At 70.1% G+C, this 15,352-nt stretch carries 9 protein-coding genes; 3 read left to right on the top strand and 6 right to left on the bottom strand.

The features are described from left to right. Positions 1–10: 10 nt before the first annotated feature. The 6 genes from AB0L06_RS41425 to AB0L06_RS41400 form a co-directional block, all read right to left on the bottom strand. Complete coding sequence (locus AB0L06_RS41425; protein ID WP_500237023.1) at positions 11–3,127, bottom strand: non-ribosomal peptide synthetase; 3,117 nt, start codon at positions 3,125–3,127, stop codon at positions 11–13. A gap of 107 nt (positions 3,128–3,234) precedes the next feature. Continuing rightward, on the bottom strand, positions 3,235–4,461 hold the full coding sequence (locus AB0L06_RS41420) for an ABC transporter permease (RefSeq protein WP_500237022.1): 1,227 nt from the start codon (positions 4,459–4,461) through the stop codon (positions 3,235–3,237). Continuing rightward, complete coding sequence (locus tag AB0L06_RS41415; protein ID WP_500237021.1) at positions 4,458–5,210, bottom strand: ABC transporter ATP-binding protein; 753 nt, start codon at positions 5,208–5,210, stop codon at positions 4,458–4,460. The genes AB0L06_RS41420 and AB0L06_RS41415 overlap by 4 nt, the downstream gene beginning before the upstream one ends. Then, positions 5,207–6,460: a peptidoglycan-binding protein gene (locus AB0L06_RS41410; RefSeq protein ID WP_500237020.1), complete on the bottom strand. Its 1,254-nt coding sequence runs from the start codon at positions 6,458–6,460 to the stop codon at positions 5,207–5,209. Before AB0L06_RS41410 ends, AB0L06_RS41415 begins: the two co-directional genes overlap by 4 nt. A 4-nt stretch (positions 6,461–6,464) precedes the next feature. Then, entirely contained in the window at positions 6,465–6,926 is a 462-nt protein-coding gene (locus AB0L06_RS41405) for a hypothetical protein (protein ID WP_500237019.1), read from the bottom strand. Positions 6,927–7,221: 295 nt separating this feature from the next. Next, positions 7,222–7,479 (bottom strand): hypothetical protein, encoded by a 258-nt coding sequence (locus AB0L06_RS41400; RefSeq protein WP_500237017.1) that lies wholly within the window; start codon positions 7,477–7,479, stop codon positions 7,222–7,224. Positions 7,480–7,893: 414 nt separating this feature from the next. Between AB0L06_RS41400 and AB0L06_RS41395 the strand changes: the two genes are divergently transcribed. From AB0L06_RS41395 to AB0L06_RS41385, 3 genes are all read left to right on the top strand, one after another. Further along, entirely contained in the window at positions 7,894–8,547 is a 654-nt protein-coding gene (locus AB0L06_RS41395; protein ID WP_500237015.1) for a response regulator transcription factor, read from the top strand. 15 nt (positions 8,548–8,562) lie between these two features. Beyond that, the gene (locus tag AB0L06_RS41390) at positions 8,563–9,702 is read left to right on the top strand and encodes a sensor histidine kinase (protein WP_500237013.1); all 1,140 of its coding nucleotides are present in this window, start codon (positions 8,563–8,565) and stop codon (positions 9,700–9,702) included. Positions 9,703–9,968: 266 nt separating this feature from the next. Continuing rightward, positions 9,969–15,352: amino acid adenylation domain-containing protein (locus tag AB0L06_RS41385; protein ID WP_500237011.1), on the top strand; the 5,384-nt coding region annotated here is incomplete at its 3' end.

The following is a 15,352-nucleotide window of genomic DNA, read 5'->3' as shown; positions in this document are numbered from 1 at the left end:
TCCGATGCGTTCACAGTTCATGGCCGGCTTCGTGAGCGGGGGCGGAACGGCGTGAACGGTCGACGATCCCCGCCATCGCCTCGATGGTCGAGTGTTCGAAGAACAACGCGACGGGCAACTGCTCGTCGCACAGGCCCGCGACCTGGTTCCGCAGCGTCAGCAGCGCCAGCGAGTTCCCGCCCGCGTCGAAGAACTTCTCCCGTACGCCGAACTCGTCCCGGCCGAGCACCTCGCACCAGATCCGGTGGACGGCGCGCTCGGCGTCGGTGCGGGGGGCCCGCCCGACGGTGCGGCCCGCGGTGCGCGGGACCGTGGGCAACGCGGCCCGGTCGACCTTCCCGTTCGGAGTGAGGGGAAGCCGGTCCAGGACGACCGTCGCGGCGGGCAGCATGAACTCGGGCAGCCGCGCCGCGGCGAACAGCCGGGCGGCCTCGCCGGTCCGGTCTCCGTCGCCGGTGGGCACGAGGAAGGCGACGAGGCGCGTGCCGCGGGACGCGCCGGACCCGCCGGACGGGCCGGGCCCGTCGGTGTGGACGACCACGGCGGCCTGGGCGACGTCCGGGCAGGCGGCCAGCGCGGCTTCGACCTCGGCGGGCTCGACCCGGTATCCGCGGATCTTGACCTGGTCGTCGAAGCGGCCCAGGAACTCCAGCTGCGGCCCGGCCCCGGTCCTGACCCACCGGACCCTGTCGCCTGTGCGGTACATCCGCTCACCGGACGGGTGGGCGACGAACCGTTCGGCCGTCAGGGCGGCCCGGCGGAGGTAGCCGCGAGCCAGGCCGTGCCCGGCGATGTAGAGCTCGCCGGGCACGCCGGTGGGCACCGGGCGCAGCCGCTCGTCGAGAACGAGCAGCCGGGCGTCGTCGCAGGCGTCACCGATGGGCAGCACGCGCGGCGTCTCCGCGCCGGGTTCGAGCGTGTACCGCGTCGCGCACACGGTCGTCTCGGTGGGCCCGTACAGATGGCGGATCGACAGGTCCGGGCAGGCGCGGACGATCCTGGCCAGGGCCTCGGGCGGCACCACGTCGCCGCCCGTCAGCAGGTGCGAGAGCCCGGTGAGGCACTCGGGCGTCTCCTGCGCCAGAATCCGGAGCAGGCCCGCCGTCAGATGGACGGTGGTCAGTCCTTCCCGGGACACAAGGTCGGTCAGCATGTCCTGGTCGGGAACCCCGGGCGGAGCCACGACGACGCAGCCGCCGTTGAGCAGCGGCACCCAGATCTCCAGCGTGGACGCGTCGAAGGTGTGCGGCGCGTGGAACAGGACCCGGCCCGTGAAGCAGTCGCCCCAGGCGGGGTCGGCGGCGAGCGCCGCGACACCCCGGTGGGTCGCCGTCACCCCCTTCGGAACGCCCGTCGAGCCCGAGGTGTACATGACGTACAGCGCCGAGTCGGGCGACACCCCGCCCGGCGCAGCGAGGGGGACCGGGCCACCGGGCAGGTCCTCGGACCAGCCGTCCAGCACGGAGGAGGTCACGACGAAGGAGGGCTCGGCCTCCGACAGCAGGCGTTCGATCCGTTCAGCCGGATGGTCCGGATCGATCGGCACGTACGCGGCGCCCGTCTTGGCGACGCCGACCAGGACCGTCAGCAGGTCCGGCGAGCGCGGGAGCAGGACCGCCACCCGGTCACCGGCGCCCACGCCGCGCGATGACAGGAACAGCGCGAACCGGTCCGTCAGCTCGTCCAGCTCACCATAGCTCAGGTGGACGTCGCCGGACACGACGGCGAGCCGGTCCGGCGCGCGCCGGACCACCTGCCCGAACCCCTCCAGCACCGTCTCGGCGGACCGGTGGGCCGACGCGTCGCCCCGCGGCGAGACGAGGTCGAGCTCGCCGTCGAGCATCAGGTCGAGGTCGGCCACCTGGACGGAGGGATCCGCGGCGATCTGCGACAGGATCCTCTCCAGGCGGTGGAGGAGCGCACCGGCGTTCTCGAGATCGAACAGGTCCGTTCGGTAGGTGAGCCGCAGGGTCGTGGAGTCCGCCGTGAACACCAGGGGGTAGTGCGCGGCGTCCCGCCCGGTGACCTCGACCAGCTTCAGCCCGTCACCGAAGGACCGGGCCGTCGACTCACCGACGTCCAGCAGGCCCGCGGGGTAGTTCTGGAAGACCGCGAGCGTGTCGAACAGCTCGCGGGATCCCGCGAGGTCCTGCAGCTCGGTCAGGCCCACGTGCTCGTGGGCGAGGAGCGCCGTCTGCTCCTCGAAGAGCCGGACGAGCAGGGACTCCACCGATGCGCCGGGGTCCCATCGGGCCCGCACCGGAAGGGTGTTGATGAACAGGCCGACCGTCGTGTGGATCCCCGGGACGTCGGGGGGCCGCCCTGCGGTCGTCGCGCCGAAGAGCACGTCGTGGCGCCCCGTCAGCCTGCCGAGCAGGATCGCCCAGGCCGCCCGCATGACGGTGCTCGTGGTCACGCCGAGACGGCGCGCCTGCCGGTCCAGGCCCGCGGTCACCCACGTGGGGATGCCGATCCGGAGGAAGCCGGGATCGGCGGGCGCGCGGAGCGACTGGCCGGGTGCCACCAGGGTGGGCTCCGCCCCCGACAGCGCGGTCCCCCAAGCGCGCATCGCCGCGTCGTCGTCGCGTTCGGCCAGCCACGCCAGATATTCGGTGTACGGGGTGACCGGAGGGAGCGCGCGGGATTGGTAAAGCTCGACCAACTCGTTCAGCAGAATCGACAAGGACCATCCGTCGCAGAGAATGTGATGCACCGTGAGGACGATCCGGTGTCGCTCGTCGTCTCCGCGGATCGCTGTCACCCGGAGCAGCGGTGGCCGCGAAAGGTCGAATCGATGCGTCCAGTCCCGGTCCAGCACCACGTCGAGCTCGGCGTCGGCCGCCCCACGCAGGTCGATCTCCTCCCAGGGGGTCGTGACCGAACGGTGCACGACCTGCACACTCGCGCCGGAGCGCAGCATCTGGAAGCCCGCCCGGAGCGGGGCGTGCCGGTGCACCAGCGCGTCCACGGCCGCCCGCAGGGCGGGCAGGTCCAGCCGCCCCTGGAACTCCAGGATCGTCTGGCTCCGGTAGACGTCGGTGCCCTCGGGGTCGTATTCGGCGTGGAAGAGCATTCCTTTCTGCATTGCCGTCATCGGCCAGATGTCGGCGAGTGAGGAATTTCCCATGCCGCTTTTCTCCTGTCGAAACACTATGTGAAACAAGAGATTGACAATGGAAGTCATTGTGTAGCAGCCGCCGAGCGGCGACAACGGCGGAACCTGGACACGGGCGGTTATGAGCCCGCGAGGGCCTCGGTCGGCGGAAGCGCGGCGGCACGGCGGGCGGGATACAGCCCCGCGACCGCCCCGATCGCGACCGCCGCCGCGGCGCCCGCGGCGATCGCCTGGACCGGCAGCACCGGTGGCCATCCGCGATGGAGCGCGTACGCGAGACTGATCCCGATCCCGGTGAGCAACCCGGCGGTCCCGCCCAGCAGTGACAGGGTCACCGACTCGGTGAGGAACTGCAGCCTGATCTGCCGCCGGGTCGCGCCGAGCGCCCGCCGCAGCCCGATCTCCCGGCGGCGTTCCAGCACCGAGATCACCATGATGTTGGCGATGCCGATGCCACCGACCAGCAGCGCGACCGCGCCGAGACCGAGGAACAGCGTGTTGAAGGTCGACTTGGCGGCGAGTGCGGCGGTGAGCGCGTCCGAGGGACGGCTGATCTGCACCTGCTCGGGGTTCTCCGGGTCGACGGAGCGGCCCAGCACGTCGCGGACGGACGGCACCGCCGCGTCGTCCGCTCGGGCGTAGATCGTGGTGGGGTGGCCGTCGAAGCCGAGCCCGGCGGCCTGCGGCCAGCCGATCAGGGCGGACCGGTCGATCTCGGGCGCGAGCGGGAGGCTGCCGAGGACGCCGATCACGGTGAACCACCGCCCGCCCAGGAAGACCTGCCGGCCCGCCCCGTCGACGCCCAGTCGTGAAGCCGCCACCGAGCCGAGCACGACCGCCGGATAGCGGGACGTCGCCTCGTTCAGGAACGTGCCGGAACGCACCACGCGGGTGCCGTCGCCCTCGCGCTGCAACGTCGCGAGCAGATCGAGCCGGGTCGCCTGCACGGCGATCCCACTGGTCTCCGACGGATCGATCCTGTCGGTGCGGCGGACCGTCGCGTCCGGGACGTTGCCGACCGCCGAGGCCGAGGTCACCCCGGAGACCCGCCGGGCCATGTCCGGCCCGTCCAGCGGCAGCGAGGCCGACTCGCCCAGCATCGTCCGGCCGGGCTGGACCGTCAGCATGTTGGTGCCCAGCCGGTGGATCTGCTCCAGCAGTCCGGCCCGGCTCACGCTGCTGAGGCCGAGGACCGCCACCAGCGCCGCGATCCCGATCGCTATCCCCAGTGCCGACAGCACCGCGCGCAGGGGCCGCCCCCGCAGCCCGGCCAGCCCGACCAGGCCCAGATCCCCGGCCCGCAGGCGGGCCGGCTCGGGGAGCGGCGCGGTCACCGGGTCGCTCATGTCCCGGCCTCCGACACCGCGCCACCCGGCCCCTGGGCGGACGCCGCGTACGGGCCGGTGGCCGAGTCCGCGGCGACACGGCCGTCGAGGATCTCCACGCGGCGGGCCATCGCGTCCGCGATCTCGGCGGCGTGGGTGATGACCACGACCGTCGTGCCGTCCTCGCGCAGCTCGGTGAGCAGGCGGACGATCCCGGCGCTGGAGACCGAGTCGAGATTGCCGGTCGGCTCGTCGGCGAGCAGCAGCGGCGGCCGCCCGGCCAGCGCCCGCGCGATCGCGACGCGCTGCCGTTCGCCGCCGGACAACTGGCCTGGGCGGTGGAGCATCCGGTGGCCGAGTCCGACCCGCTCCAGGCTCTCGCGGGCGAGCGCCTCGCGGCGGCGGGGCGACTCACCGTGGTAGAGGAGGCCGGTTGCCACGTTCTCGACCGCCGTCAGATGGTCGGTGAGCATGAACTGCTGGAACACGAAGCCGATCCAGCGTGCCCGGATCGCCGCCAGCCGACGGTCGGGCAGCCCGGCGACATCGTGGCCGCGGATGCGGATCCGGCCCGCGCTCGGCCGGTCGAGCGTGCCGATGAGATGGAGCAGGGTCGACTTGCCGGAGCCGGACGGCCCGACGACGCCCACCAGTTCTCCCGGCCCGATGCTGAGCGACACCCCGCGCAACGCCCGCACGCCCCCGGGGTAGTCCTTGGAGACCGATTGGAGTTCGACGATGGGCCCTCCGGCGGAGAGTGAGCCGGTCATGAGCGGGGCACCTCGACCTTCTGTCCCTCGGTGAGGTCGCCCCTGACCTCGACCTTGCCGTCGGCGAAGAGGCCGAGTGCGACCTTCACCAGTCTTGGGCGACCCTGGACGTCCATCACCCTGACCGCGTACGCACCGTCCTGCGTCGCGAGCAGCGCGCTGACCGGGACGGCGAGGGCGTTCGCCACCCGGTCGCTGGTGAACGCCACCGTGACGGGCGCGCCGTCGAGACGCCCTGCGCCGGAGGGACGGTCGAGCGTGATGGAGACGGGAACCGTGGCCGTCTGGGTGCCCTCGCCCGCCTGGGACTGACGGACGTCACCTCCGCCTCCACCCCCACCCCCGCCTCCACCCCCACCCCCGCCTCCCGCGCTCCTGGCGACGGTGCCGACCATCGCGATGTGGCCCGCCTCGGTCCGGCCGCCGGGCAGTTCCACGCGCACGGCCGCGCCGCGCGAGGCGATCTCCTGCTGGCCGACCGGCAGGTTCACGGTCACCTCCCGCCGGTCGCCGGACGCGGTGATGATGTGCCCCCGCGACGGGTCGCCGGGGACGGCCTGGACGCCGGTGACCCGCAGGGCCCCGGGCTGGACGACGACGTCCCCGACCTCGACGGTCCCGGACCCGGGCATGCCCTGGTGGTGCTGCCAGCGCCGGACCGCCGCCTCGGTGTCGGCGTCGAAGTGGTCGTCCGGGCTCATCCCGGCTCCGAACCCGAGCGCGACCAGGTTGCGCTCCAGGTCCAGGACGTCGCGGCCGTCCGCGATCCCCGGGCGCAACGTGCGCCAGAACGGCATGGCACCGTAGAACAGGGGGATCCTGTCGGCGTCGCGGCCGTACACGGCCTCGCCCCGCCTGATCACCGCCCCGATCGACGGCAGCCAGGTCAGACTGCCGGGCCCGATCGCCAGGACGGTGTAGGCGCCCGCGTAGCCGAGCAGACCGTCGAGCTTGGTGTGGGCCGCGAGGTCGGTTCGGACGACCTCCACGGTGGTCGTCGCGGGCGCGGGTGCACCGCCGTCGTCCGATCCACCCCGCAGCGCCACGGCGGTGCCGACCGCGCCCAGGAGCACGACGGGCGCGACCGCCCAGCGGAGGGCCCGGTGGGGCGATGAACGCCGGACCGGCGATCCGGAGTCGGGCGTGTCGGTTTCAGGGATGAACGCTTCGGACGCGCCGGAGACACCGGACGCGTCAGACGCGCCAGGCGCGCCGGAGGCATCGGACGCGCCGGGTTCGAGCAGTGTCATCGGGTCAGCCCCCGGCGCCCGGGACGAAGTCGGGTACCTCCTTGAGGCACTCCTTCATCGCCTGGTCGGCCCTCGGCTGCTCACCCGGCTTGCCCTCGATCTGCACACCCTGGCCGTCCTTGGGGTCGGAGACCCGGATGTTCTTCTTGCGGAGGCACTGAGCGACCTTGAGGTTCCGGTCCTGCTGCGCGATTCCCGGCGAGTCGATGTCGCCGACGGGGTTGTACGCCCGGCACGCCTTGGTGGCGGTGTCGACCTTGGTCTTGTCGTCGAGGCCCGACTTGATCTGTATGCCCGGCGAGCCGGGTCTGGGGTCCTCGACGTCGAGCCCGTGCTGGCGCAGGCACTGGGCGAACTTCGTCAGCTTGTCCTGTTCGGCGGCGGCCGACTGGGTGGGGGTGGCCGACTGCTTCTCTCCGGATCCGCAGCCGGTCGCCGCCGTGAGGACGAGGGGAATGGAAAGCACTGCCGTGGCGAGAAAGCGATTTCTTATCACGTCTCAAGCCTGACGGCATGCCGGTTACATGCAGGTGACAGGGGATTGGTAGGACATGGGGCGCGCGTTCGAAGTTGACGGCGTTCGGGCATGGCAAGAATCCGGATTTCGTGCGCGTCCCTTGTGTGTGGACATGCGAATACGCGGGGCGTCCGGTGGCGTCCCGCACATCGAGCTTCGGGCGAGTCCAACTGCGCAATTTGCGCAATTGGACTCGCCCGGTTTGTGGGCCGAGAAGAAAGGCGTTCCGGCCCTTACCTCCAGGTCAGAAGGGGAGTTCCGGCGCCTTCGGCGGCGCCGGGCATCCCGATTCACACGCGGGCGTCAGCGTCGGCGCCGACGGGCTCGGTGGAGCGGGATCGCCCGGCAGGGCGCTGCCCTTCGGCAGCAGCGAGGCGCATGCCCTGGCCGCGGCCTTGTAGGTCGGTGAGAGCGGGTTGACCGACCCGCCGTTCCTGAGCTGGACCGTCCCGTCCTTGCCGACGGTGATCCCGGGGAAGTCCGTGACCCCGTGCGACCTCATGCAGGCGGTGAACGCCTCGGCCCGGTCCTGGCCACCGGCCTTCCCCTGTGCCGGCCGCGACCGTTCCAGCGACCGCGCTTTCGGTTGTGTTGCCGGTTGTGCCTGCGACTGAGCACTCAGACTCACCCGCCGATCGTTGTCCCCGGCGTGAACCGATGTCGTCTGGGCGACCGCGAAGGCCGTGACGGCCGCCGCGGCGAGGCAAACTGGCACTGTGATCCGCCGGCCGGTCCACCGGTGGCGGGCCTCCTCCTCGGAAGGCGCGTCCATTGTTCGCTCCCGTCATGTCGTCGGGTGGTGGAGAGACCAGTGCACCAAGAGAGCGGTTACCACCCCGGAACAAGGGCCGTTACGCCGCTGTAACCGCTCACCGGTAAGAATGGACACGTCCAGCTGTCTGGAAACGGTGGCCCCATGCGCGTTCTCGTCGTCGAGGATCATCAGGAGCTCGCGGAGACGCTGGCCGCGGGCCTGCGCCGCGAGGGGATGGCCGTGGACGTCGCCCTGGACGGGACGGCGGCCTTGGCGCGCACGTCGGTGAACCGGTACGAGGTGGTCGTGCTCGACCGCGACCTGCCGGGAACGCACGGCGACGACGTGTGCCGGACCCTGGTCTCGCAGCGGTACCCGGCGCGGGTGCTGATGCTGACCGCCGCGTCCACCATCGAGGACAGGGTCGAGGGCCTGGCGTTCGGGGCCGACGACTATCTGCCCAAGCCGTTCGCGTTCGCCGAGCTCGTGGCGCGCGTGCGGGCCCTGGCCCGGCGCGCCCAGCCCGCGGTTCCGCCGGTGCTCGCGCACGGGGAGCTCAAGCTGGATCCCGGAAGGCGGGTCGTCCTGCGTGGCGGCAACCGGCTCGACCTCAGCCCCAAGGAGTTCGCGGTCCTGGAGCTGCTGCTCGCCGCGGGCGGCAGGGTCGTGTCCGCCGAGGAACTGCTCGAGCGGGCCTGGGACGAGGCGACCGACCCGTTCACCGGCACGGTGAAGGTGACGGTCAGCAGGCTGCGGCGCAAGCTAGGCGACCCACCGCTGATCGAGACCGTCGCCCAGGTCGGCTACCGGATCTGATGGATCGCGCCCACCGTGTCGATTAGGCTGCGTCTCACGCTCCTGTACGGAGTGCTGTTCCTGGTGAGCGGCCTGGTGCTGCTCACCGTGGTCTACGTGCTGGTGGCGCACGCCTCGCCCTGGTCCGCGGTCGACCCGCCCAAGGCGCCCGTTCTGCCGAGCCCGCCCGGGGGGCTCGGGCCCGGACCGAAGGCGCCGACGATGCCCGACCTGAGGGCCGAGCTTGCGCGGCAGCGGGCTGACTACCTGCGCGACCTGCTCACCGCGTCCGGCATCGCACTCGCCGTCATGACGGTCGGCTCGGTCTGGCTGGGCTGGCTGATGGCCGGGCGGGCGCTGCGCCCGCTGCGCAGCATGACCGACAACGCGCGGGCGATCTCGGCGAACGACCTGCATCGCCGGCTGAGCCTGACGGGCCCCGACGACGAGCTCAAGGGTCTCGCCGACACCTTCGACGACCTCCTGGACCACCTGGAGGGCGCGTTCGAGGCGCAACGCCGGTTCGTCGCCAACGCCTCGCACGAACTGCGCACCCCGCTCACCTACGAGCGCAGCCTGCTCGAGGTCTCGCTCGCCGACCCGAACGCCACGGCCGCGGAACTGCGGGACGCCTGCAAGCGCGTCCTCGGCAGCAACCAGCGTCAGGGCAAACTCATCGAGGCGCTGCTGACGCTGGCCCGCAGCCAGCGCGGCCTCGACCGGCGCACCCGTCTCGACCTTGCGATCATCGCCGGTGAGGTGCTGGACCTCGCCCGGCGGGACGTGGTGGCGGATCCGCCGACGTTCGACGTCGCACTGGACTCCGCCCACGTGCTAGGCGATCCACCGCTGGTCGAACGGCTGATCGTGAACCTGGTCGACAACGCCGTCCGGCACAACGTGCCCGGCGGCCGGATCACGATCCGGACGGGGGTCCGCGACGGACGCTCCGAACTGGTGGTGCGCAACACCGGCCCGGTCGTCCCGGCCGACCAGGTCGACACGATCTTCCAGCCGTTCCAGCGGCTCGCGGCGACACGGCTGGGCGGCCGGGACGGGCAGGGCATCGGCCTCTCGATCGTCGCCGCCATCGTCACCGCGCATGACGCCGACCTGCACGCCGAGGCACCCCCCGAAGGCGGCCTCGAGGTCGCCGTCCGCTTTCCCCGGATGTGACCTGACCCCGCCAAGGGCGAACCCGCCGGACCGGTCTTCCCGCGCATGGCATTTCAGCTTGTGGATCGTTCCGTAAACGGGAGACCCGTACGACTCAATGCCTCTCGCGGTGCGGTCCTTCGAGTCCGTGCCGTTCCTGGTCCGGTCAATTACCTGTCGAACTCCGCACTATTGGACGCCCGGTCGTTCTGGTTACTGTGCGGAGGGCGTTGAGCGGCTGCAGACGCAAATAGATCCCAGGCGGCGCGGAACAAAAGAGGGCGGGCATGGGCGCAGACCGGCGTTACCGCGAGAATCGTGGCGAGTTCCGGCCACCTGTGGTCGCCGAGAAACGCCCGGAGATTCTTCCCCTGTCCTTCGGGCAACGACGAATGTGGTTCGTCGACCGGCTCGAGGACGCGGGCGCCGCCTACCACATGGCGATGGCCGTCCGCATGAGCGGCGCCTTGGACATTGACGCGCTCCAAGCGGCGGTCGCCGATGTCACCCTGCGGCACGAGACGCTACGGACGATCTTTCCCGATGAGCGCGGCGAACCCCGCCAGCTGATCCTGACTCCCGCCGAAGCCCGGATCGAGCCGGCCGTCCTCGCCACCGGCGAGGACTCGCTGGCCGAGGCGCTGGCCGACGATGCCGCGCGGCGCTTCGACATCGGGACCGAGCCGCCCTGGCGAGCGACGGTGTTCGCATTGGCGCCGGATGTGCATGTGCTGTCGGTCGTGGTGCATCACATCGCGGCCGATGGTTGGTCGATGGGTGTCCTGGCCCGGGACCTGTCGGTGGCGTACGCGGCGCGGGCCGGCGGGCGTGAGCCGGAGTGGGCGGCCTTGCCGGTGCAGTACGCCGACTTCGCGCTCTGGCAACACCGGCTGCTGGGCGACGAGGACGACCCGGACAGCCTGGTCGAACGCCAGCGCGCGTACTGGAGCGCCGCCCTGGCCGAACTTCCCGAGCAACTTCAGCTGCCGGGCGACCGCCCGCGCCCCGCCGCGGCCTCCCGACGCGGCGCGTCGGTCGGGGTCGTTGTGGACGCGGATCTCCACCGACGGCTCCTGAAGGTCGCCGCCTCAAGCGACACCACGCCGTTCGTGGTGATGCGGGCCGCGATGGCGGTGCTGCTGTCCCGGCTGGGGGCGGGGGACGACATCCCGCTGGGCTCCCCGATCGCGGGCCGAACCGATCGGGCACTCGACGACCTGGTCGGATTCCTGGCCAACACGTTGGTGTTGCGGACTGATGTGGGTGGGAATCCGACGTTCGCGGAGTTGGTGGCCCGGGTTCGGGAGGTGGACCTGGCGGCGTATGCGCATCAGGACCTGCCGTTCGAGCACCTGGTGGACGCCGTCGCTCCGGCCCGTTCGCTTTCGCGCCACCCCCTGTTCCAGGTGCTGATCGTGATGGAGGACGCGCCGGATGCGTGCTGGGACCTGCCGGGACTGGTCGTCTCGCCGGAACGAGTGGGCGTCGAGTCCGCCCGGAACGAGTTGTCGTTCGGGCTGTTCGACCTCTACCTCAGCCTGCGCGAGCGGCATGCTCCGGGAGGGGAACCGACCGGCATCGATGGAGCCCTCTGGTACAGCGCCGACCTCTTCGACCGGGAGACGGCCGAGGCCCTGGTCTCCCGGCTCCTCCAAGTACTGATCCAGGTCGCGGGGGATCCGGGGCTTCGGGTGGGCGATGTCGATGTCCTGTTGGAGGGTGAGCGGTCGCGTCTGGTCGAGGGTGTGAATGTTGGTGGGGTCGGTGTTGTTGATGCGACGGTGCCGGGGTTGTTCGGGCGGGTGGTGGCGCGTTCGCGGGATGAGGTCGCGGTTGTTGACGGGGACGTGTCGTTGACCTTTGGTGAGCTTGATGCCCGGTCGAATCGGTTCGCGCGGTTCTTGCAGTCGCGTGGTGTCGGGGGTGGGGATCGGGTTGCGGTGATGTTGCCGCGTTCGGCCGATTTGATTGTGGTGTTGCTGGGTGTGGTGAAGGCGGGTGCGGTGTTCGTTCCCGTCGATTTGGCTTATCCGGCTGAGCGGGTGAGCTTCCTGTTGGAGGATTCCGCCCCGGTTCTGACGGTCACGTCGGATCTCCTTGGCGCGGATGAGGGATTCTCGAAAGGCCCGGTTCCTGTTGGGGCGTCGGCTGAGGATGGCGTGTATGTGATGTACACGTCGGGTTCGACGGGTGTGCCCAAAGGTGTGATGGCCACGCATGGCGCCGTGGCGGGGCTGGCTTTGGATGGTTGTTGGGGGGACATCGGTGCCGGTCGGGTTCTGTTCCATGCGCCGCATGCGTTTGATGCGTCGACTCTCGAGTTGTGGGTGCCGCTGCTGAACGGTGGGACGGTCGTGGTGGCTCCGTCGCGGGAGCTTGATGGGAATGGCCTTGAGTCGCTGATCGCCGGGGCTGGGCTGACGGCGGTGCATGTGACGGCGGGGTTGTTTCGGGTGCTCGCGCAGGAGTCTCCGGAGTGTTTCGCCGGGTTGCGTCATGTTCTGACGGGTGGGGATGTGGTTCCGGCGGACGCGGTGGCCCGGGTGGTCGAGGCTTGTCCCGGGGTGACTGTCCGTCACTTGTATGGGCCGACTGAGGTGACGTTGTGTGCGACGACGTTCACGGTCGATGAACCTCCGCAGGTGCTGCCGATCGGTGGTCCGCGGGATGGTGTCCAGGTTTTCGTGTTGGATGGTTGTTTGCGGCCGGTCCCTCCTGGCGTGGCTGGGGAACTTTATGTTGCTGGGCGTGGGTTGGCACGGGGGTATCTCGATCGGCCGGGGTTGACGGCTGAGCGGTTTGTGGCGTGTCCGTTCGGTGGGCGCATGTATCGCACCGGTGACCTGGTCCGTTGGGATCGTGACGGCCGTTTGGTGTTCGTGGGCCGTGTGGATGATCAGGTCAAGATCCGGGGTTTCCGGATCGAGCCTGCCGAGATCGAAGCCGTCCTGACCAGCCACCCCGAAATCGCACAAGCAACGGTCGTGGCACGCGAAGACCGGCCGGGGGACAAGCGCCTTGTCGCCTACCTGGTCGGTACTGCGGACGATGTGATGAGCGTCCGGGAGTTCGCGGCTGAGCGGTTGCCGGACTACATGTTGCCCGCCGCGATGGTCGTCCTGGACGAGCTGCCACTGACCGCCAACGGCAAGGTCGACCGGACCGCGCTTCCCGCTCCCGACCTCACCTCCACATCCTCCGGACGAGCACCACGCACACCACAGGAAGAGATCCTCTGCCGACTGTTCGCCGAGGTCCTCGGGATTTCGCAGGTCAGCCTCGACGATCGGTTCTTCGAGATCGGGGGCGACTCACTGCTGGCGACGCGGCTGGCGAGCCGCGCCAGGGCGGTCCTGGGGGTCGAGTTGTCGGTTCGGGCGTTGTTCGAGACGCCGTCGGTGGCCGGACTCGCAGGCCGCCTGGACGAACTGGGATCCGTCCGTCCGTCCGTCGCTCGTGTGCAGCGGCGCCCGGAGCGGTTGCCGTTGTCGTTCGGGCAGCAGCGGATGTGGTTCGTGAACCGGCTGGAGGACGCCGGAGCCGCCTACAACACGGCCGCGGCCGTACGCCTGGCCGGCCGGCTGGACACCTCGGCGCTGAAGGCCGCGTGGGCTGATGTGGTCGGCAGGCATGAAGCCTTGCGGACGATCTTCCCCGAGATCGACGGGACTCCGTTCCAGCTGATCGCCGACGACGTGGACGCCGACGTGGCGCTGGCCGAGACGACCGAGGACGAACTCGACCTGGCGATGGCCGCCGAGGTCGGCCGGGGCTTCGACTTGGGAGTCGAGCTTCCGTGGCGGGTGCGGTTGTTCGTGTTGGCGGCGGATGTGCATGTGCTGTTGATCGTGGTGCATCACATCGCGGCCGATGGTTGGTCGATGGGGGTGCTGGCGCGGGATTTGTCGGCGGCGTATGCCGCCCGTGTGGCCGGCGGCCCGCCGGAATGGGCGCCATTGCCGGTGCAGTATGCCGATTTCGCGCTTTGGCAGCGTGAGTTGTTGAACGGCTTGTTCGACGAGCAGCTCGCGTATTGGAAGGAGGCGCTGAACGGCCTGCCCGATCAGTTGGAGCTGCCTTTCGACCGGCCGCGTCCGGCAGTGGCGAGCCACCAGGGTGAAACGCTTTCCTTCACGGTCGATGCCGAAGTACACCGCAGGCTGGTGGAGGTCGCCCGCGATTGCGGCGCGACATTGTTCATGGTGGCGCAGGCTGCCTTGGGAGTGTTGCTGTCCCAGCTTGGTGCTGGTGATGACATTGCGTTGGGTTCGCCGATCGCGGGTCGTACGGACGAGGCGTTGGACGATCAGGTCGGGTTCTTTCTGAACACGTTGGTGTTGCGGACTGATGTGGGTGGGAATCCGACGTTCGCGGAGTTGGTGGCCCGGGTTCGGGAGGTGGACCTGGCGGCGTATGCGCATCAGGACCTGCCGTTCGAGCACCTTGTGGACGCCCTGACCCCGACCCGTTCACTGGCGCGCCACCCGGTCTTCCAAGTGCTGATGGTCATGGAGGACACGCCGAGTTCGCCGTGGGACCTTTCGGGACTGGCCACGACTCCGCTCCCGGTTCCGTTGGCCACCATCGAGTTCGACCTTGCCGTCGGGCTGCGGGAGCGCCGCGCGGAGGGCGGACGTCCACACGGACTGGACGGCTACCTGGAGTTCGCGACCGACCTGTTTGACCGGGAGACGGCCGAGGCCCTGGTCTCCCGGCTCCTCCAAGTACTGATCCAGGTCGCGGGGGATCCGCGGCTTCGGGCGGGCGATGTCGACGTCCTGTTGGAGGGTGAGCGGTCGCGTCTGGTCGAGGGTGTGAATGTCGGTGGGGTCGGTGTTGTTGATGCGACGGTGCCGGGGTTGTTCGGGCGGGTGGTGGCGCGTTCGCGGGATGAGGTCGCGGTTGTTGACGGGGACGTGTCGCTGACCTATGGCGAGCTTGATGCCCGGTCGAACGGGTTCGCCCGGTTCCTGCGATCGCGTGGTGTCGGGGTCGGGGATCGGGTTGCGGTGATGTTGCCGCGTTCGGCCGATTTGATCGTGGTCGTGCTCGGGATCGTCAAAGTGGGTGCGGTGTTCGTTCCTGTTGATCTGGCGTATCCGGCTGAGCGGGTGAGTTTCCTGTTGGAGGATTCCGCTCCGGTTCTGACGGTCACGTCGGATCTTCTTGGCGCGGATGAGGGATTCTCGAAAGGTCCGGTTCCTGTTGGGGTGTCGGCTGAGGATGGCGTGTATGTGATGTACACGTCGGGGTCGACGGGTGTGCCTAAAGGCGTGATCGCGACGCACGGTGCCGTAGCGGGCTTGGCGCTGGATGGTTGTTGGGGTGATATCGGCCACGGGCGAGTGTTGTTCCACGCGCCGCATGCGTTTGATGCGTCGACTCTCGAGTTGTGGGTGCCGCTGCTGAACGGCGGAACGGTCGTGCTGGCTCCGCCAGGCGAGGTTGATGGGCGCGTCCTGGAGAACCTGATTGCCGGGGCCGGCGTGACGGCGGTGCATGTGACGGCGGGGTTGTTTCGGGTGCTCGCGCAGGAGTCTCCGGAGTGCTTTGCCGGGTTGCGTCATGTTCTGACTGGTGGGGATGTGGTTCCGGCCGAGGCGGTGGCCCGGGTCATGGATGCCTGTCCCGAAGCGATCGTGCACCACCTGTATGGGCCGACTGAGGTGAC

Source organism: Spirillospora sp. NPDC052269 (assembly GCF_040679435.1).
GTDB lineage: Bacteria > Actinomycetota > Actinomycetes > Streptosporangiales > Streptosporangiaceae > Spirillospora.
Note: the sequence above shows the minus strand (reverse complement) of the source record. Positions and strands in the feature narration are given on the sequence as shown.